The organism is Hydrogenivirga sp. 128-5-R1-1 (assembly GCF_000171895.1).
The window spans coordinates 163,100-189,016 of sequence record NZ_ABHJ01000004.1 but is presented as its reverse complement, the minus strand read 5'-3'; the positions used below and the strand labels follow the sequence as shown (position 1 = coordinate 189,016).

The window sequence follows — 25,917 nt, the reverse complement described above, 5'->3', positions numbered from 1 at the left end:
GTTTCACACTCCCATGTCGCTCGCCTGCTCGTCTGTAAGCACTCTGCCCTGATCCTTAGCCTTCTCAACCTTGGACTCACACCTGTCAAGGAGCTCTTTGAGTCTCACGGGGGCTTCCGTGAGGGGCAGGGTGGAGTCGTATATCTCACCCTTAACACCGCACTCCTTGAAGGCTTCGTAGAGCATCTTGAGACCCTTCTCAGCCTCGGGTCCGTTCCTCCTGACCACCCATATCCAGTTGGGGTCAAGCTTGCCTTCCTTCTTCAAGTCCCTTATGGCGTTGGCGACACCCTCTCCGAGGGTCACGTCAATTCTGGTGTTGTTGGCGGTTCCTCCGCACACCAAGACTCCTCTTATGCCGGGCTTGGAGAGGATAATGCGGGTTATCTTGTACATCTTCTCTGCGGGCGGGTTTCCGCCTATGTCGGTGAAGTTGGCGGGCTTCATTCCTATGGCGTAGGTGGTCTCTATGGTAACCGTTGAGCCTCCACCACCGAAGGTCATCATGGCTATGTCTCCGTCCACCTCAACGTAAGAACCAGCCTTTCCTCTGTGGTCGTCCTTGTCTATTTCCGCAGCAGCGATCTCACGCTCAGTCGGGGGTCTTCTCATGGCGGTTCTCACGCCGTATATCTTGGCGGGTGGTATGCTGGCGTCGTCGTCTATCTTCACAACCGCATCAAGCGCCCTCACCCTCAGCTTTCCGTTCACATCCACTATGGCGAGGGGGTTTATCTCAAGGAGCCTTGCTTCCGCATTCCAGAAGGCGTTGTACATATTCGCCACTACCTCTGAGAGCTCCCTCATTGCGGATAGGTACTCCTGAGGCATACCCAGTTCAAGGAGGTAGTTCCTTACCATGTGGGGGTAGAGACCCTTTAGGGGGTCTATGGGGAATATGCCTATCTTGTCTTCGGGAACTTCCTCTATGTCCACACCGCCCTCAAAGGAGAGGGTCAAGACAGGTGTTCTGGTCTCCGTGGAGTAGGTTATGGAGGCGTATATCTCCTTGACTATGTTAGCCTTCTCCGCCACCAAGACACCAACGGGCATCTCTCCATAGACGGGGTATTCAAGGAGGGTCTTTATGGTCTCAAGGGCTTCTTCGGGAGAAGAACAGAGCTTTACCGCACCGGCTTTTCCTCTCTTTCCCACGAGAACCTGAGACTTTACCACGCACTCTCCCAGTTGGTTTACAAAGTTCTCAACCTCTTCGGTTATGTGGTCAACGAACATGTACTTGAGTGTGGGGATTCCGTACTTCTTGAATATCTTATCGTAGGCTTCGTACTCGTATAAGTCCATCTCCGTCCTCCGATAATGGTTTGGGTCTAAGATTATAACCCACGTGCGGGGGTAAAAGGTGATAAAATATCTCTCCCGAGTTGCGATCAGGAGGTAGTTGGGAAGATGGCAAACACGAAACAGGCTGCTAAGAGAGCAAGGAGAGACGCCAAGAGAAGAGAGAGGAATAGATACCACCTCTCAAGGATGAGGACTTACATAAAGAAGTTCAGAAGGATGGTTCAGGAAGGCAAACTTGAGGAGGCAAAGGAGTTCTTGCCACAGGTTGTCAGCATAATCCAGCACACCGCCAGCAAGGGCGTTATCCACAAAAACGAGGCGAGCAGGAGAGTCTCAAGGGTTCAGGAGCTTCTTAACAAGGCGCTTGCCAAGTCTGAGGGTTAACTCCTCGCCGAGCAGGTAAAGAGACACAAAGTACACAATGACAGATAGGGGTATTGTCGTTATCACTATAAAGACGGGGCTCCGCCCCGTTTCTTTCAGTACATAAACCAGCACACTCATCAAGAGCGTAGCCGTAAACACCTTCCAGAGGGTTGATACAACAGGTTTAAAAGTCGGCTTTTCAGGGCTTCTTCTCCAGAGGTAGCTCAGCCCAACGAGTGAGGAGAGAGCCGTCCCCATGGGAAGACCCAGCACACCCAGACCGAAGCCGAAGGCGAACAAAGATGCCGCAACCCCCTCGCTCAGTACCGTTAACAGGGAAGCCTTTACGGGTGTTTTGGTGTCTCCCTGAGAGAAGAAAGAGGCGGATAGGCTCTTCTGTAGGGAGAAGAAGACAAGCCCGAGGCTGTATATGGAGAGAGCGCCCGCGCTGAAGTGAACGTCCTCTTCCGTGAAGCTACCCCTGTGATAGACTGCCCTCACTATCTCCTCTGACAGCAAAAAGAGCCCCGCTGAAGCAGGAACCATCAGGAGTATGAGAACCCTGAAGGCTAAGGTGAGCTGCTCCCTTTTATCGGAGTCCTTCCTGGAGAGAACGGAGAGCAGGGAGTTGGCAACACCCACCGACACTATCCCGAAGGGAAGTTGATAGAGCCTATTGGCATAGTAGAGGTAGGATATGGCGCCCGTGCGCAGGAAGGAGGCGAGGAAGGTATCTATGAACAGGGAGAGCTGATTCACACCGAACCCACCCAGAGCCGGTATGAGTCGCCTTAGTAGTAGTCTAACGTCCTCGTCAAATTTAAGGAACAGGGAGAGGGAGACCTTATTCTTGAACAACACCGGCAGGTTTATTAGAACTTGAAAGACACCCCCGACCAGAACACCTGCTATTAGAGCTATATACCCGTAGTTGTCCGCCAGCAGGAGGAGCGTTAGCAGGAATACAAAGTTGAATACTCCCTGAGATACAGCCGGTATAAAGAAGTTCCCTTTTACGTTCAGAACGCCCATGAAGAAGGCGCTCAGACCGACGAGAAGGAGATAAAGGAACAGAAAGCGCGCCATGAAGACCGCCAGCTCAAAGGTCTCGTTCTCCCTTACGCCCGGAGCGAGAATGCTTACTATCTGTTCGGAAAGGATTATTCCCAGCAGGGTTATAAGAGCATTGGAGACTATATAGAAGGTGAAGACCTTGGATAGAAACTCCCTCTCTCTATCCTCCTCAAGAGCTTTCGTATATAGTGGGACGAAGACCGCGTTGAATCCTCCCTCCCCTAAAAGCCTCCTGAAGCTGTTGGGTATGCGGAAGGCTATGAAGAAGGCGTCAGATACATGGCTCGCTCCAAAGTAGTAGGCTATCCCTGCATCCCTGAGAAAACCTAATATTCTGCTCAGGAGAGTGCCTAAGGCGAATCCCAAGGCAAAGCGAACCAGTTTCATCAGAAAGGGTCCACCTTGACCTCAATTATATCTTTGGGGAATCGCTTGAGGAGCTGCTTTACCTTAAAGAGAGTTCTTCTGTCCCTGAACCGTATTAGGAATTCGTAGCACTCTTCACGCACGTTGTAGGTGCTCTTGACGTTCGGTGATACAACCTTAAAGACGTACCTTTCAAGCTCCGGGTTCGTGGTCTTTATGAGAAGCAGTCTCCAGAAGGGGGGTAGGAGTTCCCGTTCCCTCTCTTCAAGCTCTCCATCGTATACACCTTCCACATCATCCTCGGCGAAACTCCTGAAGGGTTCCTCCTCTGGAAACATGGTCTGAACGATGAGGAGAGAGCCGGCAACGTTCTGAGCCCTGAGAAGATAAAGGAGTAACTCCTCTTTGGCTCTGTAAGAAGGTACTGAAAGCAGACTGTCCGCCGATAGTACGACCACCATCTCATAGCTTATCTCCCAGTGGGGATGAGTGGAGAAGTAGAAGTTCTCCCGCAAGCCGAGGTTCTCCTCAACTACCTCCATAGCTTTCTCAAGCCCGAAGCCAGCCTCCTCAAGTTCCCCTTCACACTCGGGGCAGAGCAGTTCCTCCTGACGATACCGGCAGTTGGTACAGTAAAGCACTTCCCTTTTGAGGGAGTATGTGAGGAAGGTACCGCACTCGGGGCACTCCGTTAAGGCTTCGCATCTCGGGCAGTAGGCGTAGCTGTATCCGTGCTTCGGAACTAGGAACAGGGTCTCCCTGCTTGGTTCACTCTTCAAAAGGTTATAGAGCTCCTGGGTCAATACCTCGGCGGGTTCTCTCTTAATGAGTTTCACTTCAGCGGAAGCGCGCTCTCTCTCAAACTCCATCCCTCCCTTCTTTATCAGGTAGTAAGAGCTCAGAGAAGGTGCAGGTGTGGTGAAGGTGAGGTTTGTCCCGACCTTCCTTGAGAGAAGGAAGCAGGCTCTTCTCATGTCAACGCCGCCCGCATACCTGAGTTTGTTCCCCGGGGAGCTCTCATCGGATAGGACGACGCTCGTTAATTCTTTAGCAGGGCAGAGCAGAGCTGTGTATGTTCCCACAACTACAACCGGCTCTTTGCCTGCCCTGAACCAGTTTTCGTAGGTCTTCTTTGCACCCACACGAGAGTGTATCTCAACAACTTGGTCTCCAAGTTGTTCGTAGAGAACTTCCAGTGATGCCTGGAGCTCGCCGTAGTCGGGAAAGAGTATGAGGCTTGACTTTCCCAAGTCAAGATTCTTAGCGGATAGGGATACCAATCGGTTCAGAGATCCTCGGAAGGAAGACCAGAGGAGAAGTCTCTTTGAATGTATGTCTCTGAGGAGCCTTTTCCATTTGGGGGTGTGAACCTTTTCGGGCAAAGGTATGTTCTCTGTGGTCAAGATACCCTTTTTAAGGAGGTCTCTTAAGTCCGACCTGCTGAAGCCCCAGCTGAGGAGTTCTTCCTCCCTGACGGACTCCTTACCCCCAAGGAAGACAAGGAGCCTCCTCTTTCTCCGGGAACGAACTCTCTTGAGAGCCTCTCCGAGGGGCACTGCGAGGGAGTATAACCTCTCCTCAACGTCGGGAGCCTTCCACCTTCTCGCCAATTTCAGAAACCCCTTTTTCAGAAGCAAGTTTACCAGGGAGCTGTCGTACCTCTTTTTAAGATTTTCTACCTTCACACCTCCCCTTTTCTTGACGTACTCAACGAGCTCAAGGCTCCTCTTATCAAGCCCGTAGGGCTTCCTTTCCGAGACCACAACGAGCTCCTCTTCTCTCCAGAGAAAGGCTGAGGGTAGTAACTTGAAAAGCAGCACGCCTTTGGGGATCAGGTAATCCGCAGAGAGCTCCTCTACGAAAGATAAGGCTTCAGGGCTCAGCAGGGGTGCCTCATCGGGAAGGCTGATCACGCTTTGGGAAGTCTCTCCTTCCTCTACACCAACCACAACGGCGGTGGTTCCGCCCTTCCTTGTCGGGACGAGGACTCTGTAGCCGAGGGGCGCCTCCTCCCTATCCCAACTCGCTGAATAGTTGCGTGTTCTTCCGTTGGGGAGGAGGACTTTTAGGATCATCAATCCTTGTTTCTTACCGCCTGCATCACCTTCTCGTCCAATTCAACCATCTTGAGAACCTTACCCGTGTGAGCAAAGGGTATAACGCCAGTTATGGTAGAACCGGGAAAGAGAGAGTTCTCAACGCTCTCTATGGACATCTCAAAGACGGAGACATCAAAGGGAACGCCTTCTATCTTCTCCACAACCTCTTTGGACGTCCCGTAGCAGGTGAGTGACTTGTCGGGAGCGAAGATCTGAACGGCGGTCTTGCCTGTCTGTCTTATATTCTCTGCAGTCTTTGCTTTGGAACTGACCGCAAACCTGAGAGTCCTCTCATCGGTAGGGTATACCCAAGTTATGAAGGTTATGTGTTGGTTTCCTTCCGAGTCAACGGTGCCTATGACCACGGGAAAAACGCCGAGGTCTCTCATTAGATCTATTAGCTCTCTGGGAAGCATCTCAAACCTCCTGAAGTTCTTATTAGATGTTATGATAACAGGGTTGTAAGCCTGAAGTGGTGTTAATATAATTTATTGATAGAGAAGAAACTCTTTGAATACAACGGGTTCAAACACCACAGCAGGAGGTGGAGAGTATGGCAGGAAAGGTCAGGGTTGCCATAGCAGGTGTTGGCAACTGCGCAAGCTCCCTGGTGCAGGGGATCTACTATTACCAGAGGAGACAGGATGCTGACTTCGGTGGTGTTATGCATGACGACATAGGCGGTTACAAACCGTGGGATCTTGAGATAGTGGCTGCCTGGGACATAGATGCGAGGAAGGTGGGAAGGGACGTCTCCGAAGCCATCTTTGCACCTCCCAACTGCACCGCGGTGTTTGAGCCTGAAGTTCCCGAGCTGGGTGTAAAGGTTCGTATGGGCAAGGTTCTTGACGGATACGCGCCCCACATGAAGGACTATCCCGAGGACAGAACCTTCGTTCTGGCGGACGAGAAAGAAGACGAGCTGGAGGACGTGGTAAGGGTTCTAAAGGAGACTCAGGCTGACGTTCTAATAAACTACGTTCCCGTGGGCTCTGAGCAGGCTGCAAGGTTTTACGCTCAGGCGTGTCTGGAGGCAGGGGTATCCTTCATAAACGCCATGCCCACCTTTATAGTTTCAGACCCGGAGTGGGCTAAGAAGTTTGAGGAGAGGGGAATACCCGTTGTGGGTGACGACATAAAGTCTCAGGTGGGTGCTACCATCGTCCACAGGACTCTCACCCAGCTCTTCTTGGACAGGGGAGTTAAGGTTGACAGGACTTATCAGCTCAACTTCGGCGGTAACACGGACTTCCTGAACATGCTCGCCAGAGAGAGGCTCAAGACCAAGAAGGTCTCCAAAACAGAAGCGGTTACCTCTCTTATACCGGGCGGCATGAGCTGGGAGAACGTTCACATAGGACCCTCCGACTGGGTTCCTTGGCTGAAGGACAGGAAGATAGCCTACATAAGGCTTGAGGGCAAGCTCTTCGGAGACGTTCCCATGTACGTGGAGCTGAAGCTGGACGTGGAGGACTCACCCAACAGCGCCGGTTCTATGATGGATGCGGTCAGGTGCGCCAAGCTCGCCAGAGACAGAGGCATAGCTGGTCCTCTTTACTCCATAAGCGCTTACACCATGAAGCACCCGCCCATCCAGTATCCCGACTGGCAGGCTAAGAAGTACGTTGAAGAGTTCATCAAAGGGGAAAGAGAGAGATAGTCTCGGGGGCGGGTTTGCCCGTTTCTTTCTCCATGAAGCTGAAGAACCTCCCCATAGACTCCATGTGCTCTTCCCCGAGGGCGTAATCTATGCAGTTCAGGAAATACTCCCTGAGGAACTCACCGGGTAGGTCAAGCCTGTCTTCATGGAGCGCTGAGAAGAAGTCTTCAAGGGACTTTTTCACTCCCCTGTGTAGTTCACATACACGCCCCTTTGGGGCGTCCTTCCTGACTAAGAACAGAGCGAATACGAAGGGCAGTCCCGTGTGCTTGAACCACTCCTCTCCCAGGTCGTAGGAGAACTCGTACCTCTCTTTTAGGGATAGGGCTTCGTCTCCTATCAGGAGTAAGCCCTCCTCTCCCTCAACAACTTCCTGAGGCTCTGCGCCGTATATCTCTTTAGTTATGTACCTGAGGAGGTAGCGGGATGTCAGGGAGCTCGGTGTTATCTTAACGCTCCTGAGTTCCTCTATCGGCTTTTTGGATAGCAGGAGAACCGAACATACCCTTCCCCTTGAAGATATGGACACCTTGGGAAGGACGAAGTACTCCTCGGGATTGAAGAAGTACTCAGCGGAGGACACTATACCTGCCTCTATCTCACCAGCCCTGAGCTTCTTGACGAGCTCAGAAGGGTGCCCCTCAACGAGTTCAAAGCCTCTCAGCGAGTAAAAGAGGGGTAGTGTGTTGGAGTAGCCGACCTTTCCCACGCGAAACATCTGAGAAATTATAGATGGGTTTAAGCCTTCCTTTCTGCAACCCTTTCCTTCAGCCTGCAAACGGGACATACCTCCGAAGGGCTCGGCTCACCGCAGACCTTGCACCTCTGAAGCTCCCTCTCTTCCACTTCCCTGAACCTGGGGTATACCTTCCGGAGGTACTCCAGGTAAAACCTGAGCTTTGTCCCCGGGAACTTCTCCTCAATCCTGTTAAGGGTTTCCTTGTAGAAGATTGAACTTGCATCTTCCGAGTAAGGGCACTCTTCCTCCACGAACTCTATGCCGTTCAGTAATGCGTAAAGGGCTGTTTCCTTCTCGGTGAACTTACAGAATGGCTTTACCTTTCTCACGAACCCTTCCTCCTCTTCAAGGACCGGGTACTTCCTTCCCAGGTATTTCACGTTCCAGTTTATTACGTTCGCAAGCAGAGAGCTCGCCTCGTCGTCAAGGTTGTGTCCCGTCGCCACCACGTTGTAGCCGTATTCTTTAGCAACCCTGTTGAAGTTGTACCTCTTTACGAGACCGCAGACAGAGCAGGCTTCTCTGGAAGTGGCTTTTTTAAGCTCAGGGATACCCGCGAGCTCCTCCATAAGGTCAACCACTATCACCTTTGCCCCCAGCCTCTCTGCAAATTCCTCAACCTTCCTGCGCGAGCGCTCTGAGTACTCACCTATGCCGAGGTGGAGGTAGAAGCCGTCCGCGTTGTATCCCAGCTTCCTGAGTACGTGCCAGAGGGCGAGGCTGTCCTTTCCTCCTGAGACCGTCACGAGGACTCTGTCCTCGTTGGTGAACATCCTGAAGTCCTTTATAGTCCTCTCGGTGTAGCGCTCAAACCAGGAGATGAAGTCCTCCCTGCAGAGGGCAAGTCTGTGCTGGGGCATGTATATAATGGGCTTTTTACCGCATATCCTACACTTCATAAGAAGAAACATAGGGCTTTGAAGAGGTCTTTTCCAGAGGAGTATTCAGAAACATGGCTTTACAGCTTTCCTTCTGAGAGGAGCTGCTTCAGGACTCTGCCAAAGCTCTCGCTGAGCTGGTGGTCGTCGTCCACCTCTATGAACTCCTTTACTCTGACCCTTTCCACGAAGAGCCTCGTCCTCTCTATAGGTACTATCTCGTCCCTCCTGCCGTGGACTATCACTATATCAACGGGCGGTTCCTCGGGGAAGTCCACCTCACTTCCCCTTATTATCTCGTACCCGTTCTTGACTATGTCGGTGGCAAAGTCCTCTCTCACCTCAATCTCCAGCTCTCCCTCCATGAACCTCAAACTTTCCTCACCCTCAAGCCACTTCCTCACCTTTTCTTCACCGAGCTCTTTAACTATGAGTGCGAGCGTCTCAAAGGATGGTGCGAGCAGTAGGAGGCTCTTCACGTTCCCGAGCTTCCTGAACCTAACGTAGTTTGCGGCTATGTATGCCCCGTGGGAGCTTCCACATAGGGTTATGTGCCTGTATCTATCGGAAAATCCAAGTACGAGCGCCTCAAGGACGTCCAGAACCTCTGTAGTGGTGTGTTTCTCGTAGTTCATATCCATGGCATAGAAGGAAAAGGACTTCGTCCTTTTGAACAGACCCCTCGCGAACTCTATCTTTGAACCGAGGACGTTGCTCGCAAAGCCGTGCAGGTGTATCCAGAGTTTCTCGGAGTTGTTGTCGTCATAGAAGAACATGGTTTACATTATAAGCTGAGGAGGTGGGTGTCATGTTCTTCCTTATAACGTTGTTGATAGTTTTTTCTTCGGTCTGGGCTGAGGCTGTCTCCATCACCATAGATTACGAGGGTAGAAAGCTGAAGGCGAACGCCGAGTGGGTAGTTCCTGAAGGTGTGAAACCAGAGGTTGCCGTCCTCTGGCTCCACGGGCTCTTCCAGACCCACAGGATGAGGGAGCCCATATCCCAGCAGAGGGAGTTCTGGGTATCTGAAGGCTACCCCGTCCTCTCCCCGACTCTCACCCTCGGGGTGAACGACAGGAGAGAACCCTACGACTGTTCCTACCCCCTTGACCACGAATACGAACTGAACGTGAGAGAGATAAAGGAGTGGGTCGGGTGGTTGAAGTCCAAAGGCGTAAAAAAGATAATCCTCGCCGGGCATTCTATGGGAGGTCAGCAGGTCATACATGTGGCGGCAGAGCTTAAGGGTGATAGTTCAGTTGTCGGACTTCTCGGGGTGGCTCCCGCGAAGGGGACTGTTAGGGAACACCCTCTCTTGAAAAGGGCTGAAAAGCTAGTCAAGGAAGGCAAAGGGAAGACCCTACTTGAGACGAACTTCTTTTACTGCCAGAAGGCAAAGGTGAGCGCGAGGACTCTGTACACCTACTACGGCATAGACAGGAACATAGGAAGATACCTCCAGAGGATAGATGTGCCCGTCCTTATAGTGTGGGGAGGAGAGGACACGAGGGTCAAGAACCTGCCCGAGTTTTTGGAGCCATACATAAAGGGCAGAGATAACGTCAGGGTGGAAGTCGTAGACTATGCAGGGCACTTCTTCAGAGACCTCGCAGCCGAAGACCTGAGCGCTATAGCGGTTGAGTTCTTCAGCGAAGTTCTAAAGTAGCCTTTATGCAGGTGAATCCTGCCAGAGGTTCAAAACCCTCAAGGATGTCCCTCTTTGAGACAGGCTCTTCGTCCTGTGGCTCCTCCAGTAGGGTGCTCAGCATCCTCTCAATTCTGAACCCTTTACTCTCAAGGAGAACCTCTATATCCCTGAGAGAGTAGAAGGTGGCGTGTCTGTATATAGGGTGCCCCTCTCTTGCCTTCTTTATGTAGAAGTCCGCCCACCTGCTCTCCCTGACTATCAATCCCAGAAGGAGGGTTCCCCCTCTCTTTAAGACCCGCCTGCACTCCTCCAGAACCTCTGCAGGGTTGTCAACGAAGCATATAGATACAACTATTAGGACGAGGTCAAAGACCTCGTTTCTGAAGGGCAGGCTCTCTCCAGCCCCCTGGACGCACTTGATCCCCCTGTCCCTCGCAAGTTTTAACATCTCGTAGGAGGGGTCAAGACCGAACTCCACACCGAGCGCCTCGGCAAACCTACCCGTCCCAACGCCAACCTCAAGGGCGCTGCCAAGCTCACCGGCGAGCTCCTTCAGGCACTTAACTTCCAGCTCAAAGGCTGACCTGCCGAAGGGCTTCTCGTACCAGAGGTCGTACTTGAGAGCGAGTGAGTCAAAGGGTGTCATTCTACAACCATCCTAACCTTGAAGAGTCCCTTCCCCGTGTTATCCACCGCGGAGAAGCTCACTATCCTGTATCTCCTCTCAACCCTCTTCACGAGCTCGGGTAGCCTCTTCCAGCTGAGCTCAAACTTCACCTCCACGCCCGTATCCGAGCTGTAAAGAGACTCCGGTTCTATACCCATATTTCGCAGAAACTCTCTGAGGTCGCTCTCAGTCGGAACGGACTTTTCTTTGCCCTTAACCAACTTCAGGTTTAGGAGGAACTCCTTGTGTTTGAAGTACTCGGAGGCTACCCTGTCTCTCACCTTACCCACAGTGGGTAGCGTGTAGCCGAGGTGCAGCACGGTAAGTCCTGTAAACAGTATGTAGACGAGCCTCCGACTCAGATACCTCCTCATTCTATCTCAACCTCAAACTCGTAAGTTCCCTCGGGCGTTTTCTTAACCGATTTAGCCCCTATTTCAGACGCGATCTCTTCCTTTGCGGTGCTGCCCACCACTTTAAGTCTGCCGTTGCTGAACTCAATCCTGTATATTTCTATACCTTCCTTTAGCCTGTCCGCCAGCTTCAGGAGGTCGTTGGTCAGTTCGTAACTACCCCCTGCAAGCATGCTCTTGACCTGGTCTCTGACAGCCACCGCAGGCAACTCGGGGAATACTTCCTTGAACGCCTTCCTCTCAGCCTCTCTGACCTCCCTAACCACCCTCTTCTCAAGAAATCCGAGGGAAAAGTTTGAGGCTAAGAAGAGTATGAAGGAAGCTCCCAGAAGCAGGGCAACCCTTTTAAGCTCTCTGTCCGAGAGCTCCTCCTCCCGGAAGTCTGGAGAGCAGTCCTCGTAAACGAACTTCAAGGCTGCACCGAAGGCTGTATTCAGCTCTGGAGACACGCGCTCATTCCTTACGACCTTATCAAAGAAGCGTTCTATTTCGACTATTTTGCTCCCGCCACCGCTAAGGAGAACGAGGTTATCCCTCACGTCCCTACCCAGGGAACTCAGTATGTTCCCGAAGGCTTCCTCCACATACTTGTTCTTTAGTCCCTCAGATACCTTTATCCTCTCAGCTTCCTCCATACCCACGCCCACCTTCTCGGACAGGAACTTGGTTATGTAGTCCCCTCCCTTCATTGACACCCTGTAAGACCTGAGCTCCCCCTCAGAGACCCTAACGAGGGTGGTCTTCCTCCTGCCGAGGTCAAGGACGTAGCACTCTTCTAAAGACAGAACCCTGCAAACCCTCGCGAGGGAAAAGACCTCCGGCTCAAGGGAGAAGGCGTCCTCCGGAGGAGTGAAGTCCCTTATAAGGGCGAGGCAGTACTTATCTCCCCGAAGCTTAACGTCCCACAGCACCTCACCGAACTTCTCCTCTACCTCAATCCCGAGAGCCCTTTTCAGGTCGTAAGGGTCTTTTATCTCTGTGGAATCAACCTTAACAAAACTGAGCGTGGACGGAACCGCAACTACCTTCTTACCCCTCCTCTCGGTTACGCTCCAGGTTCTCTTAAGGAGAGAAAAGTCCACGCTGACCCATTTATCACCGTCTATACCCGTATATATCATCTCCCTCCGAAATATTCTAAATCCACCACGAAGGGTGTGTTAGAATAAGGGTCAGTATGATTGAAATCATATTGGGGGCGACGATATGGCCGGAATTAAACTCTTTGAATCCGATGGACACAGGGTATTCCTCTTTGAGGAGCTCACACCAGCAAGCGCCGTTCAGGCTAACCAGTTCCTCATAGTGCACAATGACGAGGCGGTTCTCCTTGATCCAGGAGGGCACAAGGTTCAGTCAAAGCTGTTCGCGGACATGTCTGTTCTTATACCTCCCCAGCAGGTCAGGTACATATTCCTTTCCCATCAAGACCCGGACATAGTCGCGAGCGTGAACTACTGGCTCATGACCACAGAGGCTCAAGCTTTGATATCAAAGCTCTGGACACGCTTCCTGCCCCACTTCGGGCTGGACTCCAAGCTGGAGAACAGGCTCATACCCATAGACGATGGCGGAATGAAGCTCAAGCTCGGTGGAGACTGTGAGCTCCTGATCATCCCCGCCCACTTCATGCACTCTCCGGGTAACTTCCAGGTTTACGACCCTTGTTCCAAAATACTCTTCTCCGGAGACCTCGGGGCTTCTCTGGGACAGGACTACGTCTTCGTTGAGGACTTTGACGCCCACCTGAAGTATATGGAAGGTTTTCACAGGAGGTACATGGCTTCTGGCAAGGTCATGAAGTTTTGGGCTGATATGGTGCGGGGACTTGATATAGACATAGTTGCACCGCAGCACGGGGCTATGTTCAGGGGCAAAGAGCTCGTGAACAGGTTTATAGAGTGGGTAGAGAACCTTGAGTGCGGTGTTGACCTGCTTTCAGAAAAGGATTATACTTTACCAGGATGAGAGCTCTCGGGTTAGTATTCACTATCTTTGTAATGCTCTTCAGCGTTGCCTGTGAAAAGAAGGAGGAGTTTCACGGCACACTTTACGATAAGCCCGCCAAGGAGTTCTGTCTGACGGGTTGGAAGGATGGTAAGGAAAAAAAGGTCTGCCTTTCCGACTTCAAGGGGAAGGTGGTATTGCTCTTCTTCGGTTATACCCACTGCCCCGACGTCTGCCCTGCAGCTCTGCAGGTTCTCGCGAAAACTATGAACCTCATACCTGAGGAGAAAAGGGAAAAGGTTCAGGTGATCTTCATAAGCGTTGACCCGGAGAGAGATACTCCCGAAAAAGCCCAGAAGTACACCGAGTACTTCTATCCCACCTTCATAGGGGTCACCGGTTCCCCCGAGGAGATTAAGAAGGTCGCTAAGGACTACATGGCTTTCTACAAGAAGGTTGAGTCTGAGTCAAAGACGGGCTATCTAGTTGACCACACAGCCTATATATACCTAATAGACCCGGAGGGTAACCTGAAGCTCCTTTACCCTTCTACGAGACAGAAGCCTGAGCTTATGGCAGAGGACATAGAGAAGTTCCTGTAAGGAGGTACACATGAGACTTCTTATACTTACACTCTTCTTGGCAGGTCTATCCTTCGCCCAGCCGCACATAATAGTCAAGGACGCTTGGGTCAGAGAGGTTCCTCCCGTCTCCACCATGAGTGCTGCCTTCTTCAAGCTCCTGAACACGGGTGACGAGGACGACTACCTCGTGGGTGTTAAGAGCAACGTGTCAAAGGTAGCTGAGATACACACCACGATAATGGAAGACGGAATGATGAAGATGAGAATGCTTAAGGAGGTTAAGGTTCCCGCGGGAGGAAGCGTTGAATTCAAACCTATGGGAAAGCACGTAATGCTCATAGACCTGAAGAAGCCCCTCAGGGCTGGCGAAAAGGTGAAGCTGACCCTAATCTTTAAGAAGAGCGGAGAGGTGGTTGTAAACGCACCGGTCAGAAGTATGCACATGAAGATGCACCATTGATGAGATCCCTTCTCCTTTTGATCTTCTTCCTTGTGTCCTGTGGAGGCGGCGGTGTCCATGATCTCGTTCTCAAGGATATGGAGGGTAGGGACTTTAGGCTTTCAAGGTATGAGGGTAAAAAGTTCGTGGTTTACGTGTGGTCTGGTACGTGTATAGGTCACGTTGAAGACCTGAAGAGACTTTCGGAACTTGCCCCCAAGATGGACGTCCCCCTCGTGTCGGTGGCGGTTATGATGGACGTGGAGGACGTTAAGGAGGTTTTCAGGGAAAACAACATAAAGCCCAGCTACCCCGTCCTCGCAGACCCAAAGGGAAGGTTTGCGGACGAAGTAACCCTCATATTTTTACCCTCCACCATAATCCTTGACGAAGAGGGCAGGGTGGTTGAAAACTACCCCAAGCTGCCGCCAGACTTAATCTCTCTTGTATCTTCCCATGAGTGAAGCTTCTCCGAGGATGTGTCCCTTCATCCTCTCCTCTACCTGACGTCTTGAAGCACCCGAAGGCAGCCCAAGGTTCTCAAGGTCTACCGCGTATATGCGGAAGAAGTATCTGTGATAACCGTGCCCCTTTGGAGGGCACGGTCCTCCATAACCCACGTACCCAAAGTCGTTTATACCCTGCTTTATCCCCTCTATCTCCTTAACCTTTGGGAGGTCTTCTGCAAAACCGCCCACGTTCGCGGGTATGTCGTAAACAACCCAGTGGGTAAAGGTTCCTATGGGCGCGTCAGGGTCGTCCACTATAAGGACGAAGCTCTTGGTATCCTGAGGGCTGCCAGACCAGACGAGCGGCGGTGAAACGTCTATGCCCTCGCAGGTGTACTTGCTTGGAATGACCTCCCCCTCTTTGAAGGCTGTGCTCTCTAACTTCATTCTCTCTCCTCCCAGTACGGCCGTTGTGGTAGCTAAAAGCGCGGGGAGAATGAAGGCTAACATCTCTCCCTCTCCTTATCTAAAGATATGATAACACCTGATACCTTTCCATAGTCCTTTATTTTCAGGGGTTTTAAAACTACTTGACAAAATGTTTTAATGTTGGTATATTCATATACAGCTCAAGATAGGTGAGAAAGAGGCTGGGAGTGATAAACTCCCTCCCCCTCCCTCCCCAAGAGTTTTTGCTCGCCCGCCCGGGCGAGCCTTTCTAAAAATCAAATTTCTCCGGAAATCTTACTGATAGTGTTTCCTTTATATCCCCGAACACTTCCTCTTCACCCCTGTGCGTGTCCAGGACTACTACCCTTTCGGACTCTTTCCTTGCGATCTCCAGAAACCCTTCCCTCACTTTCTTCAGGAAGTCAACGTTGTCAAACCTGCTCTTTTCTCTGATCCTACCTACGGCGGTTTCGGGCTCTATATCAAGGAGGAAGGTTATGTCAGGCTTTATGCCAAAGGAGGCAAATTCGTTCAACTTCTTCACGAACTCAAGGTCTAAACCCCTACCGTAGCCCTGATAGGCTAAGGTTGAGTCCGTGAATCTGTCAAGGATGACGACCATTCCCCTCTCCATGTCCGGTTTGAGCCTCTCAAGAACAAGCTGCGTGCGTGCGCCCTCAAAGAGCAGAAGCTCGGTGCGCTCGTTCAGTTCCTTGTTTATGAGGATATCCCTGAGCTCCTCTCCCAGGGGCGTGCCCCCGGGCTCTCTGTAAAGGGAGACATCAAGCCCTTTCTCTCTTAGAAACTCGTAGAGCTTCTTTGACTGGGTGGTTTTGCCGCTTCCGTCTATTCCCTCAAAGGTTATGAGCATAAGGGGATTATATCAATCTCCCCAGTACCTCTGCTCCTTCCAGGGCTCGCCTACCATGTGATAGCCTCTCTCCTCCCAGTAGCCGGGCTTGTCTTCCCTCCTGAACTCAATTCCCCAGACGTACTTGGCGCTCTTCCACGCATAGAGTTGGGGGACTACGAGCCTCAGCGGGTATCCGTGTTCCTGGGGTATCGTCTCACCGAACATCTTGTAGGCTATTATTGAATCCTCCTTTGCGAAGTACTCAAGGGGCAGGTTGGTCGTGTAGCCTTCAAGGCAGTATACAAAGACGTATTTCGCTTCTGGCTTGGGGTTTACGAGCTTTGTTATCTCTGAGGTAGGGACGCCTTCCCACTGAACCTCCTTAACGCTCCAGCGCGTAACGCAGTGAAAGTCCGCTATGAGCTCCACCGAAGGTAGTTTCAGAACCTCTTCGTAGGTAAGCTCCAGAGGGTTTTCAACCTCGCCCCATACCTTGAACCTGTACCTGTCCATATCTATGCGTGGTAGCCTCTCAACTATGTCGTAGACTATCGGGTAGTTTATCCAGTGCTGACCGGGAGGCAGTCTGTCCTCCCTCAGGTTTATAGGGCTTATCACCTTCTTCTTATCCATGCCTGAAGTTTAAACTCCCGGAAGCCAGCTTTCTATGACGGAGATTAAACCTTCACCAGTTCAAGGTCAACATCTGAAAGGGACTCTCCTCTACCTCCCACTACAGCCACTATATTTTCTAACCTCACGCCGAACTTACCCGGCAGGTATATACCCGGCTCTATGGTGAAGACCATTCCCTCCTCTATGGTTATGTCCGCATCCTCCCCCTTGTAGTAAACCCTCGGATGTTCGTGGATCTCAACTCCTACACCGTGTCCCGTGGTATGGGTGAAGAACTTCCCGTAACGTTTCTTCTTTATGTAGTCCCTTGCTGCCCTGTCCACCTCTCCCAGCTTGTTTCCTGCCATCACCTTTTCAAGGGCGAAGAGGTGAGCATCTCTGACTATGTTATAGACCTTCACAAACTCCCTGTCGGGAGTACCCAGATAGAAAGTCCTCGTGAAGTCCGTACAGTATCCCTTCCAGACGAGACCCATGTCTATAAGGACGGGAGCGTTGGGTTTTATCTTCCTGCGTGAGGTCTCCCAGTGGGGTATTGCGCTGCCTTCACCGGAGGCAACTATCGCCGGGAAGCTCTCACCCTCAGCTTCCAATTCAAATATCTTGTTCACTATAAACCCTCTGACCTCAAGTTCGGTCATTCCAGGTCTGACGAAGTTGAGAAGTTCTCTGTATATGGCGTCGCTCTTCTTGACGCCTTCCTTCATGATGTTTATCTCTTCCTTGGTTTTTATAGCCCTGACCTCTTTAAGAAAATTGGAGTATCCTTTCCACTTTATCCTGGTGCTCCTCAGACGCTTTCTGAGATCACAGCTGACCCTGTCGCTCTCGTATCCTACCCTTGCAAGCTCCTTTTCTCTCAAGAACTTCTTGAGTTGGCGCAGGGCTTTACCCTTTAAGAGAAAAACCTCCCAGTCCTTGAGTTCCTCCTTTGCCCTATCGTAATAACGACCATCGGTCAGAAGGTATTTTGACTCTGGAGTTATCACCGCGTAAGCGTGGGTTGACCTGAACCTGGATAGGTAAAAGACATTCGCCTGAGAGCTGAACATAAAGGCGTCAAGACCCTCTTTCTCTATCAGCGCTTGGACTTCTTTTAGCTTCATGGGTTACTCATTTTACTGAAAGGAGGTATCTATCTTTAAACTTCTTGGCAATATCAGGTTCATATATATGTCAATTGTGTAAACCATGCCGTCCTTGAATTCCATCACGAAGCCTTCACCCTCCACCGCGTAGTCAGGTTCTCCATCCATACCTCTTTTGAACATAAGTATAGTCCCTGCATCCGGGTACTCCCTTATCTCATAATACTCAAGGTTTATCTTCAGTAGCACTTCCATCTACCTCTCCTCTTTCTTGAATATACTCTCTGTCGGTCTGTTCTGTAAAGGGTTATGAGCGTATTTTCTCACTTCACAAAAGAAATATCTAAAGGTCTTTGAACCCTTCGCGGTATCTTCACACGCAAGCTATGGGTTGTTTAATCCTTTGGAAAACTCTCGCTCTGTAATGTAAAAAGGGAAAGTCTACTTCACCCTCCTCCTTCTGGAGGAGGGTATTCCTAAGAGTTCCCTATACTTGGCGACCGTTCTCCTCGCAACGTTGTAACCTTTGCTTTGCAGTATCTTGGCTATCTCATCGTCGCTAAGAGGCTTGCCCTTGTCTTCCCGTGCTACTACTTCCTTGATCTCCTTCATGAGCTCTTCCTGTGATATACCGCCTGCCGTTTCCCTAACGAAGAAGAACCTGAAGGGATAAGTTCCCTGAGGCGTCTTGACGTACTTTGAGCTTATCAACCTGCTTACGGTGGACTCGCTCACACCCAGCTTGTAGGCAACGTCTTTAACCAGAAGACTCTTTAAGTTTCCCTCTCCCTTGAGAAAGTCAGCCTGAACTTCTATTATCTCGTTGAGTATCTTCTTCAGGTTATCCCTCCTTATAGCGAGTATCTTCTTAAAGTTCTCGTACCTTTCCAGATACTCCTTCAGGAACTCCCTTGCCTCACCCTTGACCTTTGACATCATCTCCATGTAAGAGCGACTCGGTCTTACCTCTATGAGCTCTTCGTAAACGTACCCAACCAACTCTCCATCGTCCAGCTCTATGACCGCATCCACCTTAGCCACCCTGGGAACTGAAATTTCCTCCTCCAGAGGCGAGAGCCTAACGTGACTCAGCTTGAGCCTGCTGTCCTCGGAGATGTTCTCTCCCCTGAGAGCTTTTTCAAACTCTTCTACAAGTTCGGGCTCTTCAGGGTAAAGCTCCTCTATCTGAAGCCTTACGAACTCCTTCAGATCCTTTGAACACACCCCCAAGGGATCAAGCCTCATAACGAACTCTCTTATGTCTTCAACGTACTCTTTGGAAACTCCGTACTTGAGTGCTATGGCGGTCTGGTCGCCTCTGAAGAACCCTTTCTCATCTGTCTGGGATATAAGCTCCTGAGCTATGTCCAGGTCAAGACCTTCAAGCTCAGCCTTTACGTTCCTTTGTAAAGCCTCAAGGGGGTGGATCTTCAGGGTTGGTTCGGGAAGCCTCTTCTCCTCATAAAAGGTGTGTACTCTACCCGATACGTAAACCTCCTCTATGAAGGGGTTGGATTCTTTTTCCTCTTTAAGAAGTTGCTCAAGCTCCTGAACTGGGTGTAGCAGGATCTCTACCTGGTTCTTTAAAAGGAGGTTGAGGTTTACCTTCAGCCTCAGCTGTAGTTCGTGTCTGAGCATCACCCTTTAAACTCTTCCGGAACTCCGAAGTTGTCTCTGATCTGTCCCTCTCCAAGGATTATGAACTTCGGAATGGTTAGCTCTTCTAAAGCCATGGGACCTCGCGCATGTATCTTGTCTGTGGATATACCCATCTCCGCCCCGAGGCCGAACTCGTTTCCATCTGTAAACCTTGTGGAGGCGTTCACGTATACCGCTGCCGAATCAACTTCCCTCAGGAACTTCATAGCCCGGCTGTAATCCTCAGTGATTATCGCGTCCGAGTGTTTGGAGCCGTACTTCTCTATGAATGCTATTGCCTCATCTATGTCCTCCACCACCTTGACCGCGAGTATGAGATCAAGGAACTCCTCGTAGTAGTCCTCCTCCGTGGCGAGAGACACCTTAACAAAAGATAGCTTAGGGTCGCTCTTCACTATCTCAAGGCTCTCCTGATCGCATCTGAGCTCCACCCCAGCCTTGCCAAGGTAGTAAGCCATTTTGGGGAAGAACTCCTTAAGTATCCTTCTATTTATCACGAGGTTCTCCACCGCGTTACATACCGAAGGTCTCTGAACCTTTGCGTTGAAGACTATATCGTAGGCTTTTTCAAGGTCAGCCCTGTCGTCCACGTATATGTTGCAGACCCCTTTGTAGTGCTTTATCACGGGGACTTTTGCATGCTCGGCAACAGCTCTTATGAGGCTCTCACCACCTCTGGGTATGGCTACATCAACCTTTCCCTCCATCTTCAGGAACTCCCAGACGAGCTCCCTCTCCGTTTTCTCTATGAACTGGATCGCCTCCTCGGGGAAGCCCTCCTCACGGGAAGCCTCCTTGAGTATCTCCACGAGAACCCTGTTGGAGTTTACCGCCTCTTTACCGCCTCTCAGGATCACAGCGTTTGAGGACTTCATACAGAGGGACGCCGCCTCTACAGTAACGTTGGGTCTTGACTCATAGACTATGAAGACGACCCCGAGGGGAACCCTCATCCTCCCGACCTTCAGCCCGTTGGGGAGGTTCCACATCTTTATCACCTCACCCACCGGGTCTGGCAGTGAGGCGACGTCCTTTAGAACCTTTATCATCCCGTCTATGCGCTTGTCATTCAGGACGAGCCTGTCTATTACCGCAGGCTTTAAACCTATATCCTTCGCAAACTCTATGTCCTTCTCGTTCTCTTCCCTTATGAGATCCCTCTTCGCGTCCAGGAGCTCGGCAGCCCTCAGGAGCGTTCTGTTCTTCACCTCAGTTCTAAGGGACATGAGCTCCCTCAGAACGCTCCTCGCCCTCTCTACCTTCTCCTCAGCGTAAGACCTCAGCTCCTCCGAAACAGCAGACATCATCTTTCCTCCTACCAGAGTCTTCCGACATCGATCTTTAAAGTGCAGTCTTTTATTTTAAGCTCAAGGCTTCCCTCGTCCGAGTCGAAGAACTTCCTGTACCTGCTCCTTAGAAGCCTGAACGCCCTCACCTTCTTTAGGTCAGGATATACGAGAACGTAGGTCTTCACCCCTTCCCTCTCGTAGAGCTCAAACTTGAGCTTCTCGTCCTTCTGGACTGTGCTGGGGGAGACGACCTCCACCACAAGCTCGGGGGTCTCCCTCAGATACTCCTCTACCTCTTTGCAGACCACCATGATGTCGGGTCTTACAACCGTATCCTCGCTCACTATCCAGTCCAGCTCGGGGTAGACGAAGCATCTCTGCGGGCAGTTTTCAAGCTGTTCCCTCAGCTGATATATGAGCTCACCAGCGATTTTCTGATGCTTTCCAAAGGGAGAAGGAGCCATAGCGTAGGGGACTCCCTCTATTAGCTCCCAGTCCCCTTCCCAGAGCCTGTAATCTTCGTAGGTGTAGCTAGGAGGGTACTTCTTTGTGAGGTTCATAGGTTTAAATTATATCCTTCTGTGCTAAAATACCTTTTTCAATCCAAGGAGGAAGGAAGGAATGAGAGTCAAGGGACCCTCTTCAAGGAAACGCAAGAAGAAGATACTCAAGCTGGCGAAGGGATACAGGGGAATGCGCCACACCTCTTACAGGAGGGCAAAAGAGGCTGTAATGCGTGCCCTCTACTACGAGTACAGGGACAGGAAGCAACGTAAGAGGGAGTTCAGGAGGCTCTGGATAGCGAGGATTAACGCGGCTGTTCGGCCTTATGGACTCTCTTACAGCAGGTTCATAAACGGTCTCAAGAAGGCAGGGATAGAGCTCGACAGAAAGATACTCGCCGATATGGCCGTGAGAGACCCGGAAGGGTTCGCCCAGGTGGTTGAGAAGGCAAAGTCCGCCCTGTAATGAACTTAGAGGAGATAAAGGAAGAAGCCCTAAGAGATATAGAATCCGTAAAGGACCTTCAGGAGCTCCAGAGCGTTCGCTCCAAGTATCTCGGCAAAAAGGGACTCGTTAGCTCTGCCCTCAAGAGAATAAAGGAGATACCTCCGGAGGAGAGGAAGGAGTACGGGAGGAAGGTAAACGAGATAAAGGAGCTGATAGAGGAGCGCCTGAAGAAAAGGGAAGAGGAGCTAAAGAAGAGGGAGCTTGAGGAGAAACTGTTCAGAGAGTGGATAGACCTCACCGTCCCGGTCAGAGGAGCGGTCGGGAGCCTCCACCCGATAACCGTAACCCTTGAGAGGATAGTGAACATATTCAGGGGCATGGGCTTTACCGTTGAGGAGGGACCGGAGGTTGAGCTTGAAGAGTACAACTTTGACAAGCTGAACATTCCTAAAGACCATCCCGCGAGGGATATGCAGGATACCTTCTACGTAAACAAGCCCGGATATTTGCTCAGGACCCACACCTCGCCCGTCCAGATAAGGACTATGCTAAAACAAAAACCTCCCATACAGATGATAGCCCCGGGGAAGGTTTACAGAAGGGACGACGACCCCACCCACTCCCCCATGTTCCACCAGGTTGAGGGTCTCGTGGTAAACGAATACGCCAACTTCAGGCATATGAAGTACGTTATAGAGGAGTTCCTCAGGGAGTTCTTCCAGACCGACCTCCCCGTGAGGTTCAGGACCTCCTACTTCCCCTTCACCGAGCCCTCGGCTGAGGTGGATATAGGGTGCGTCATATGCTCTCAGGAAGGTTGCAGGGTCTGCAAGGAGACGGGCTGGCTTGAGGTTATGGGCTGTGGGATGGTTCACCCGAACGTTCTGGAGTCCTGCGGTATAGATACAGACCTCTACCAAGGCTTTGCCTTCGGTATGGGTGTGGAGAGGCTCGCGATGCTCCTCTTCGGAATAGACAACATAAAGCTCTTCTACGAGAACGACATAAGGTTCATCAGGCAGTTTTAACAAAGACCGCTACCTGTACCACCCCCAAGAACCTTCGGTTCGAATACTCAAGACGGAAACCCTTTCCCTCAAACATTCCCCTCACTTCTTCAAGGCTATAGCTCTCCTCAACTGAGTGTATGAAGAAGTCCCACTTTTCTCTTCCGAACAGAAGGAGCCCTACGGGCTTCAGAATAGTCCTCATGAGAAAGAGCAGGACGGGAGTCCCCCTGAACCTCCCTATGTCTATTATCCCGACCTTCCCGCCCTCTTCAAGGACCCTTTTGGCTTCCTCTATGAACCTCTTCTTATCCTGGAGATGTCTGAAGACTAGTGAGAGGGATATGTTCTTGAAACTTTTATTTTTGAAAGGTAGCTCCTCCCCCAGGGCCTGGAGGAAGAAGCAGTCCGGACACTTCTCCTTGGCAACCCTGAGCATACCGAAGGCAGGGTCTATACCCACCCTCAGACCTTCGTATCTGTCTCCAAGCTTCTTGAGGACTTCCCCGGTTCCCGTTCCGACATCAAGCCAGTTTCCAAAGGGGTTCATCCTGGATATGAGCTCCTTCTGCCAGGAGTGAACCTGACCCGCCGTTGCCGTAGATAGAAACCTGTCGTAAACCTTGCTTATCTGGGAGAATATGTTGGCGACGCTCTCGTATCTCACAGGGATAGATTTTACTTTAAAAGTTTTATTGAAAGACCATTCACTAAAAACTATCTTTTGAGTTATGCACGAGTTCTCTGTGGTCCAGAGCCTCCTCGGTCTCGTGGAGCAGTACGCTGAGGAGAGCGGGGCTCACGCGGTCACAAAGGTAGTGGTTCAGATCGGCGTCCTCTCGGGAATAGAGCCCCATCTGTTGGAGATCGCCTTCAATACCTTCAAAGAGGGAACGGTAGCCCAAGATGCGGAGCTCGTTATGGAGATAGAACCTCTGAGACTCGTTTGCCAGGATTGCGGTGGGGAGTTTTCTAAGGAGGAGCTCAGCGCTGTGTGTCCCGGGTGCGGCTCTCTGAATACGGAGATAACGGGAGGGGAGGATATGTATCTGAAGAGCCTTGAGATGGAGTGCGATGAGGAAAAGGCTGAGGGTTGAACTGAAGGGTGCGGTTCAGGGTGTCGGTTTCAGACCTTTCGTTTACAGACTCGCGAAGGAGCTGAGGATTTCAGGCTTCGTTATAAACGACTCCCGCGGAGTCCTTATAGAGGTAGAGGGAAACGAAAAGGACCTCATACCTTTTCTGAGGCTCCTCCACGAAAAGAAGCCGCCCCTCGCCCATCTCTTCTCCCAGGAGATTACAGAACTTCCCCCAAAGGGATACGAGGACTTTGAGATAAGGGAGAGCGAGGAGAGGGGAGAGAAGGAGGTCTTCGTTCTTCCCGACATAGCGACCTGCGATGAGTGTCTGAGGGAGCTCTTTGACCCAAAGGACAGGAGGTACATGTACCCCTTCATAAACTGCACCAATTGCGGACCGAGGTTCACCATAATCAAGAGACTCCCCTACGACAGACCGAACACCACGATGAAGGTCTTCAGGATGTGCCCCGAGTGTGAGAAGGAGTATGAAAACTCCCTTGACAGGAGGTTCCACGCCCAGCCCAACGCCTGCCCCGTATGTGGACCCTGGGTTAGTCTGCACTCAAGCGAGGGAGAATTGATCGCAGAGAGGGAAGAAGCTATCAGAGTTCTTCTGGACGGCATAAGGGAGGGAAAGATAGTTGCCCTGAAGGGTATAGGGGGCTTTCATCTGGTGTGCGATGCTACGAACGAGGAGAGCGTCAGGCTGCTGAGAGAGAGGAAGAGGAGGCAGGAGAAGCCCTTTGCGGTAATGTTCAGAGATCTATCCCAGGTGGAGGAGTACGCCTCTCCCACTGAACTTGAGAAGGCACTCCTTCTTTCTCCTGAAAGACCCATAGTTCTGATTGAGAAAAAAAGGGAGCTCGCACCTTCAGTGGCGCCAGGACTGAAAAGAGTGGGTGCATTTCTACCTTACTCTCCATTACATCACATAATCTTACGAGAGCTTGAATTTCCAGTTGTCGCCACCTCGGGGAACCTCTCCGACGAGCCGATAGTCAAGGACAACGAGGAAGCCCTTGAGAGGCTATCGGCGTTCGCCGATCTTATCCTACTCCACAACAGAGAGATAAAGAGAAGGTGCGACGACTCGGTGGTAAAGGTTATAGGAGGAGTACCAACACCAATAAGGCGTTCACGTGGTTACGCCCCCATGCCCATAGAGCTGCCCGTGAAGCTACCGAAGAAAGTTCTTGCGGTCGGTGGCATGCTCAAGAACACCTTCGCCCTCGGTATGGGGGAGACCGCCTTCCTCAGCCAGCATGTAGGTGATGTGGAAAACCTGAGCACCCTGGATGTCTTTGAGGAGGCTGTCCACGACCTTATGTCCCTCTATGACTTTGAGCCTGAGGTGGTGGTTTGCGATATGCATCCCAGATACGAAACCACACGTTGGGCTGAGGAGTTTACGAAAGAGAGGGGTATCCCTCTGCTGAAGGTCCAGCACCACCACGCTCACGTTCTCTCCTGCATGGCCGAGAACGGAATCACAGGAAAGGTTCTCGGTATAGCCTGGGACGGGACGGGATACGGAGAGGACGGGACACTCTGGGGAGGGGAGTTCCTGATCTCGGACTACGGTGGGTACAAGAGGTTCTTTCACTTCAAACCTTTCAAATTGATAGGCGGTGAGAGAGCTGTCAGGGAGCCGAGGAGGGTTGCCCTTTCCTTGCTCTTTGAAGTTCTCGGAAAGGACGCCTTCGGCGTGGCTTTGGAGAGAAATTTTGGCTTCTCGGAGAGGGAGCTGGAAAACCTGTACAGAACCTGGGAGAAGGGGATAAACTCTCCCCTTTCCTCTTCCGCGGGAAGGCTCTTTGACGCCGTCGCCTCCCTCCTGGGGATTAGGCAGGTTATAAACTACGAGGGGCAGGCTGCGATGCTCGTTGAGGATATGTATGACCCTATGATAAGAGACACATATCCCTTTGAGCTGGGAGAGGGTGTGGTTGACTGGAGACCCACGGTGGAAGCCCTACTCAGAGAGGAAGATCCCACTCTCGCCTGCTCTCGCTTCATAAACACCCTTGCAAGGGTAGCTTTGGTGGTTGCTAAGGAAGCTGGATTTGAGAAGGTGTGCCTCTCGGGAGGGGTATTCCAGAACGACCCCCTGACCATGAAGGTGAAGGAGCTCCTAACAGAAGAAGGCTTTGAGGTTTACACCCACGGGAGGGTTCCTCCCAACGACGGGGGTATCTCTCTGGGGCAGCTCCTTTGCGCTCTTGAGCTATGAGGATATATTTATACTGAACGCTCATTCGTGGAGGCGAC

General features: G+C 51.4%; 30 protein-coding genes. 11 read left to right on the top strand and 19 right to left on the bottom strand.

The genetic code is table 11. The annotated features are described in order from the left end of the window. Positions 1-3: 3 nt before the first annotated feature. Complete coding sequence (locus HG1285_RS11790; RefSeq protein ID WP_008286929.1) at positions 4-1,305, bottom strand: succinate--CoA ligase subunit beta; 1,302 nt, start codon at positions 1,303-1,305, stop codon at positions 4-6. 105 nt (positions 1,306-1,410) lie between these two features. Here HG1285_RS11790 and rpsT point away from each other — a divergent pair, with 105 nt between their 5' ends. Continuing rightward, entirely contained in the window at positions 1,411-1,689 is a 279-nt protein-coding gene (gene rpsT / locus HG1285_RS11795) for a 30S ribosomal protein S20 (protein ID WP_008286928.1), read from the top strand. On the opposite strand, the gene murJ is transcribed toward rpsT, so the two are convergent. The 3 genes from murJ to HG1285_RS11810 are packed head-to-tail and all read right to left on the bottom strand — an operon-like array spanning position 1,639 to position 5,626. Next, positions 1,639-3,132, bottom strand: coding sequence for a murein biosynthesis integral membrane protein MurJ (gene murJ / locus HG1285_RS11800; protein ID WP_008286927.1), 1,494 nt, complete (start codon positions 3,130-3,132; stop codon positions 1,639-1,641). The genes rpsT and murJ overlap by 51 nt on opposite strands. Continuing rightward, entirely contained in the window at positions 3,132-5,186 is a 2,055-nt protein-coding gene (locus HG1285_RS11805; RefSeq protein ID WP_008286926.1) for a hypothetical protein, read from the bottom strand. The genes murJ and HG1285_RS11805 overlap by 1 nt, the downstream gene beginning before the upstream one ends. After that, entirely contained in the window at positions 5,186-5,626 is a 441-nt protein-coding gene (locus HG1285_RS11810; RefSeq protein WP_008286925.1) for a pyridoxamine 5'-phosphate oxidase family protein, read from the bottom strand. Before HG1285_RS11810 ends, HG1285_RS11805 begins: the two co-directional genes overlap by 1 nt. Positions 5,627-5,763: 137 nt before the next feature. Between HG1285_RS11810 and HG1285_RS11815 the strand changes: the two genes are divergently transcribed. Continuing rightward, on the top strand, positions 5,764-6,870 hold the full coding sequence (locus HG1285_RS11815) for an inositol-3-phosphate synthase (protein WP_008286924.1): 1,107 nt from the start codon (positions 5,764-5,766) through the stop codon (positions 6,868-6,870). Here HG1285_RS11815 and HG1285_RS11820 read toward each other — a convergent pair. Genes HG1285_RS11820 through HG1285_RS11830 form a run of 3 tightly spaced genes read right to left on the bottom strand, consistent with a single transcriptional unit; the run spans position 6,848 to position 9,263 of the window. Beyond that, positions 6,848-7,648: a menaquinone biosynthesis protein gene (locus tag HG1285_RS11820; protein WP_232219463.1), complete on the bottom strand. Its 801-nt coding sequence runs from the start codon at positions 7,646-7,648 to the stop codon at positions 6,848-6,850. The genes HG1285_RS11815 and HG1285_RS11820 overlap by 23 nt on opposite strands. Then, positions 7,609-8,508, bottom strand: a complete 900-nt coding sequence (locus tag HG1285_RS11825) for a TIGR00269 family protein (RefSeq protein ID WP_232219462.1) — start codon at positions 8,506-8,508, stop codon at positions 7,609-7,611. Before HG1285_RS11825 ends, HG1285_RS11820 begins: the two co-directional genes overlap by 40 nt. 59 nt (positions 8,509-8,567) lie before the next feature. Next, entirely contained in the window at positions 8,568-9,263 is a 696-nt protein-coding gene (locus HG1285_RS11830; protein ID WP_008286921.1) for a YqiA/YcfP family alpha/beta fold hydrolase, read from the bottom strand. Between the two features lie 32 nt (positions 9,264-9,295). Between HG1285_RS11830 and HG1285_RS11835 the strand changes: the two genes are divergently transcribed. Beyond that, a complete protein-coding gene (locus HG1285_RS11835; protein ID WP_008286920.1) occupies positions 9,296-10,153 on the top strand; it encodes an alpha/beta hydrolase in 858 nt (285 codons plus the stop codon). Here HG1285_RS11835 and HG1285_RS11840 read toward each other — a convergent pair. The 3 genes from HG1285_RS11840 to HG1285_RS11850 are packed head-to-tail and all read right to left on the bottom strand — an operon-like array spanning position 10,134 to position 12,336. Beyond that, the gene (locus tag HG1285_RS11840) at positions 10,134-10,781 is read right to left on the bottom strand and encodes a class I SAM-dependent methyltransferase (RefSeq protein ID WP_008286919.1); all 648 of its coding nucleotides are present in this window, start codon (positions 10,779-10,781) and stop codon (positions 10,134-10,136) included. The two genes, HG1285_RS11835 and HG1285_RS11840, sit on opposite strands and share 20 nt — an antisense overlap. After that, positions 10,778-11,176 carry a hypothetical protein gene (locus tag HG1285_RS11845; RefSeq protein WP_008286917.1) on the bottom strand — a complete coding sequence of 133 codons (399 nt, stop codon included), beginning with the start codon at positions 11,174-11,176 and terminating at the stop codon, positions 10,778-10,780. Before HG1285_RS11845 ends, HG1285_RS11840 begins: the two co-directional genes overlap by 4 nt. Next, positions 11,173-12,336 carry a cell division protein FtsA gene (locus HG1285_RS11850; protein ID WP_008286915.1) on the bottom strand — a complete coding sequence of 388 codons (1,164 nt, stop codon included), beginning with the start codon at positions 12,334-12,336 and terminating at the stop codon, positions 11,173-11,175. The genes HG1285_RS11845 and HG1285_RS11850 overlap by 4 nt, the downstream gene beginning before the upstream one ends. Positions 12,337-12,421: 85 nt before the next feature. Between HG1285_RS11850 and HG1285_RS11855 the strand changes: the two genes are divergently transcribed. Genes HG1285_RS11855 through HG1285_RS11870 form a run of 4 tightly spaced genes read left to right on the top strand, consistent with a single transcriptional unit; the run spans position 12,422 to position 14,649 of the window. Further along, complete coding sequence (locus HG1285_RS11855) at positions 12,422-13,183, top strand: MBL fold metallo-hydrolase (RefSeq protein ID WP_008286914.1); 762 nt, start codon at positions 12,422-12,424, stop codon at positions 13,181-13,183. Beyond that, positions 13,180-13,764, top strand: coding sequence for an SCO family protein (locus HG1285_RS11860; protein ID WP_008286913.1), 585 nt, complete (start codon positions 13,180-13,182; stop codon positions 13,762-13,764). The genes HG1285_RS11855 and HG1285_RS11860 overlap by 4 nt, the downstream gene beginning before the upstream one ends. Positions 13,765-13,774: 10 nt before the next feature. Beyond that, on the top strand, positions 13,775-14,206 hold the full coding sequence (locus tag HG1285_RS11865) for a copper chaperone PCu(A)C (RefSeq protein ID WP_008286912.1): 432 nt from the start codon (positions 13,775-13,777) through the stop codon (positions 14,204-14,206). Then, entirely contained in the window at positions 14,206-14,649 is a 444-nt protein-coding gene (locus HG1285_RS11870; RefSeq protein WP_008286911.1) for a TlpA disulfide reductase family protein, read from the top strand. Before HG1285_RS11865 ends, HG1285_RS11870 begins: the two co-directional genes overlap by 1 nt. Here HG1285_RS11870 and HG1285_RS11875 read toward each other — a convergent pair. The 8 genes from HG1285_RS11875 to HG1285_RS11910 all read right to left on the bottom strand — a co-directional run bounded on the left by HG1285_RS11875 (position 14,620) and on the right by HG1285_RS11910 (position 21,169). Next, positions 14,620-15,081, bottom strand: a complete 462-nt coding sequence (locus HG1285_RS11875; RefSeq protein ID WP_032496500.1) for a YbhB/YbcL family Raf kinase inhibitor-like protein — start codon at positions 15,079-15,081, stop codon at positions 14,620-14,622. The two genes, HG1285_RS11870 and HG1285_RS11875, sit on opposite strands and share 30 nt — an antisense overlap. A 271-nt stretch (positions 15,082-15,352) precedes the next feature. Beyond that, on the bottom strand, positions 15,353-15,955 hold the full coding sequence (tmk, locus tag HG1285_RS11880; protein WP_008286908.1) for a dTMP kinase: 603 nt from the start codon (positions 15,953-15,955) through the stop codon (positions 15,353-15,355). Positions 15,956-15,967: 12 nt separating this feature from the next. Next, positions 15,968-16,570, bottom strand: coding sequence for a sulfite oxidase-like oxidoreductase (locus tag HG1285_RS11885; RefSeq protein WP_008286907.1), 603 nt, complete (start codon positions 16,568-16,570; stop codon positions 15,968-15,970). Between the two features lie 44 nt (positions 16,571-16,614). Beyond that, positions 16,615-17,679: a Xaa-Pro peptidase family protein gene (locus HG1285_RS11890; RefSeq protein ID WP_008286906.1), complete on the bottom strand. Its 1,065-nt coding sequence runs from the start codon at positions 17,677-17,679 to the stop codon at positions 16,615-16,617. A gap of 12 nt (positions 17,680-17,691) precedes the next feature. Continuing rightward, the gene (locus HG1285_RS11895; protein ID WP_008286905.1) at positions 17,692-17,916 is read right to left on the bottom strand and encodes a hypothetical protein; all 225 of its coding nucleotides are present in this window, start codon (positions 17,914-17,916) and stop codon (positions 17,692-17,694) included. A 186-nt stretch (positions 17,917-18,102) separates the two neighbouring features. After that, complete coding sequence (locus HG1285_RS11900) at positions 18,103-19,299, bottom strand: RNA polymerase sigma factor RpoN (protein WP_008286904.1); 1,197 nt, start codon at positions 19,297-19,299, stop codon at positions 18,103-18,105. Further along, the gene (locus HG1285_RS11905) at positions 19,299-20,624 is read right to left on the bottom strand and encodes a glutamate-5-semialdehyde dehydrogenase (protein WP_008286903.1); all 1,326 of its coding nucleotides are present in this window, start codon (positions 20,622-20,624) and stop codon (positions 19,299-19,301) included. Before HG1285_RS11905 ends, HG1285_RS11900 begins: the two co-directional genes overlap by 1 nt. A gap of 11 nt (positions 20,625-20,635) precedes the next feature. Then, on the bottom strand, positions 20,636-21,169 hold the full coding sequence (locus HG1285_RS11910) for a Uma2 family endonuclease (protein ID WP_008286902.1): 534 nt from the start codon (positions 21,167-21,169) through the stop codon (positions 20,636-20,638). 61 nt (positions 21,170-21,230) lie between these two features. Here HG1285_RS11910 and rplT point away from each other — a divergent pair, with 61 nt between their 5' ends. Continuing rightward, the gene (gene rplT / locus HG1285_RS11915; protein ID WP_008286901.1) at positions 21,231-21,578 is read left to right on the top strand and encodes a 50S ribosomal protein L20; all 348 of its coding nucleotides are present in this window, start codon (positions 21,231-21,233) and stop codon (positions 21,576-21,578) included. After that, entirely contained in the window at positions 21,578-22,588 is a 1,011-nt protein-coding gene (gene pheS / locus HG1285_RS11920) for a phenylalanine--tRNA ligase subunit alpha (RefSeq protein WP_008286900.1), read from the top strand. Before rplT ends, pheS begins: the two co-directional genes overlap by 1 nt. Here pheS and HG1285_RS11925 read toward each other — a convergent pair. Beyond that, on the bottom strand, positions 22,575-23,234 hold the full coding sequence (locus HG1285_RS11925; protein ID WP_008286899.1) for a class I SAM-dependent methyltransferase: 660 nt from the start codon (positions 23,232-23,234) through the stop codon (positions 22,575-22,577). The genes pheS and HG1285_RS11925 overlap by 14 nt on opposite strands. A 64-nt stretch (positions 23,235-23,298) precedes the next feature. On the opposite strand from HG1285_RS11925, the gene hypA reads away from it, so the two are divergent. Both hypA and hypF read left to right on the top strand, forming a co-directional pair. After that, positions 23,299-23,664 carry a hydrogenase maturation nickel metallochaperone HypA gene (hypA, locus tag HG1285_RS11930; protein ID WP_032496462.1) on the top strand — a complete coding sequence of 122 codons (366 nt, stop codon included), beginning with the start codon at positions 23,299-23,301 and terminating at the stop codon, positions 23,662-23,664. Further along, on the top strand, positions 23,642-25,879 hold the full coding sequence (hypF, locus tag HG1285_RS11935; protein ID WP_008286897.1) for a carbamoyltransferase HypF: 2,238 nt from the start codon (positions 23,642-23,644) through the stop codon (positions 25,877-25,879). Before hypA ends, hypF begins: the two co-directional genes overlap by 23 nt. Positions 25,880-25,917 lie beyond the last annotated feature (38 nt).

Excerpts from the sequence above, each read along its gene's own strand:
- HG1285_RS11790 (WP_008286929.1), bottom strand. The coding sequence starts at position 1,305 with ATGGACTTATACGAGTACGAAGCCTACGATAAGATATTCAAGAAGTAC.
- rpsT (WP_008286928.1), top strand. The coding sequence starts at position 1,411 with ATGGCAAACACGAAACAGGCTGCTAAGAGAGCAAGGAGAGACGCCAAG.
- murJ (WP_008286927.1), bottom strand. The coding sequence starts at position 3,132 with ATGAAACTGGTTCGCTTTGCCTTGGGATTCGCCTTAGGCACTCTCCTG.
- HG1285_RS11805 (WP_008286926.1), bottom strand. The coding sequence starts at position 5,186 with ATGATCCTAAAAGTCCTCCTCCCCAACGGAAGAACACGCAACTATTCA.
- HG1285_RS11810 (WP_008286925.1), bottom strand. The coding sequence starts at position 5,626 with ATGCTTCCCAGAGAGCTAATAGATCTAATGAGAGACCTCGGCGTTTTT.
- HG1285_RS11815 (WP_008286924.1), top strand. The coding sequence starts at position 5,764 with ATGGCAGGAAAGGTCAGGGTTGCCATAGCAGGTGTTGGCAACTGCGCA.
- HG1285_RS11825 (WP_232219462.1), bottom strand. The coding sequence starts at position 8,508 with ATGAAGTGTAGGATATGCGGTAAAAAGCCCATTATATACATGCCCCAG.
- HG1285_RS11830 (WP_008286921.1), bottom strand. The coding sequence starts at position 9,263 with ATGTTCTTCTATGACGACAACAACTCCGAGAAACTCTGGATACACCTG.
- HG1285_RS11835 (WP_008286920.1), top strand. The coding sequence starts at position 9,296 with ATGTTCTTCCTTATAACGTTGTTGATAGTTTTTTCTTCGGTCTGGGCT.
- HG1285_RS11840 (WP_008286919.1), bottom strand. The coding sequence starts at position 10,781 with ATGACACCCTTTGACTCACTCGCTCTCAAGTACGACCTCTGGTACGAG.
- HG1285_RS11845 (WP_008286917.1), bottom strand. The coding sequence starts at position 11,176 with ATGAGGAGGTATCTGAGTCGGAGGCTCGTCTACATACTGTTTACAGGA.
- HG1285_RS11850 (WP_008286915.1), bottom strand. The coding sequence starts at position 12,336 with ATGATATATACGGGTATAGACGGTGATAAATGGGTCAGCGTGGACTTT.
- HG1285_RS11855 (WP_008286914.1), top strand. The coding sequence starts at position 12,422 with ATGGCCGGAATTAAACTCTTTGAATCCGATGGACACAGGGTATTCCTC.
- HG1285_RS11860 (WP_008286913.1), top strand. The coding sequence starts at position 13,180 with ATGAGAGCTCTCGGGTTAGTATTCACTATCTTTGTAATGCTCTTCAGC.
- HG1285_RS11865 (WP_008286912.1), top strand. The coding sequence starts at position 13,775 with ATGAGACTTCTTATACTTACACTCTTCTTGGCAGGTCTATCCTTCGCC.
- HG1285_RS11870 (WP_008286911.1), top strand. The coding sequence starts at position 14,206 with ATGAGATCCCTTCTCCTTTTGATCTTCTTCCTTGTGTCCTGTGGAGGC.
- HG1285_RS11875 (WP_032496500.1), bottom strand. The coding sequence starts at position 15,081 with ATGAAGTTAGAGAGCACAGCCTTCAAAGAGGGGGAGGTCATTCCAAGC.
- tmk (WP_008286908.1), bottom strand. The coding sequence starts at position 15,955 with ATGCTCATAACCTTTGAGGGAATAGACGGAAGCGGCAAAACCACCCAG.
- HG1285_RS11885 (WP_008286907.1), bottom strand. The coding sequence starts at position 16,570 with ATGGATAAGAAGAAGGTGATAAGCCCTATAAACCTGAGGGAGGACAGA.
- HG1285_RS11890 (WP_008286906.1), bottom strand. The coding sequence starts at position 17,679 with ATGAAGCTAAAAGAAGTCCAAGCGCTGATAGAGAAAGAGGGTCTTGAC.
- HG1285_RS11895 (WP_008286905.1), bottom strand. The coding sequence starts at position 17,916 with ATGGAAGTGCTACTGAAGATAAACCTTGAGTATTATGAGATAAGGGAG.
- HG1285_RS11900 (WP_008286904.1), bottom strand. The coding sequence starts at position 19,299 with ATGCTCAGACACGAACTACAGCTGAGGCTGAAGGTAAACCTCAACCTC.
- HG1285_RS11905 (WP_008286903.1), bottom strand. The coding sequence starts at position 20,624 with ATGTCTGCTGTTTCGGAGGAGCTGAGGTCTTACGCTGAGGAGAAGGTA.
- HG1285_RS11910 (WP_008286902.1), bottom strand. The coding sequence starts at position 21,169 with ATGAACCTCACAAAGAAGTACCCTCCTAGCTACACCTACGAAGATTAC.
- rplT (WP_008286901.1), top strand. The coding sequence starts at position 21,231 with ATGAGAGTCAAGGGACCCTCTTCAAGGAAACGCAAGAAGAAGATACTC.
- pheS (WP_008286900.1), top strand. The coding sequence starts at position 21,578 with ATGAACTTAGAGGAGATAAAGGAAGAAGCCCTAAGAGATATAGAATCC.
- hypA (WP_032496462.1), top strand. The coding sequence starts at position 23,299 with ATGCACGAGTTCTCTGTGGTCCAGAGCCTCCTCGGTCTCGTGGAGCAG.
- hypF (WP_008286897.1), top strand. The coding sequence starts at position 23,642 with ATGAGGAAAAGGCTGAGGGTTGAACTGAAGGGTGCGGTTCAGGGTGTC.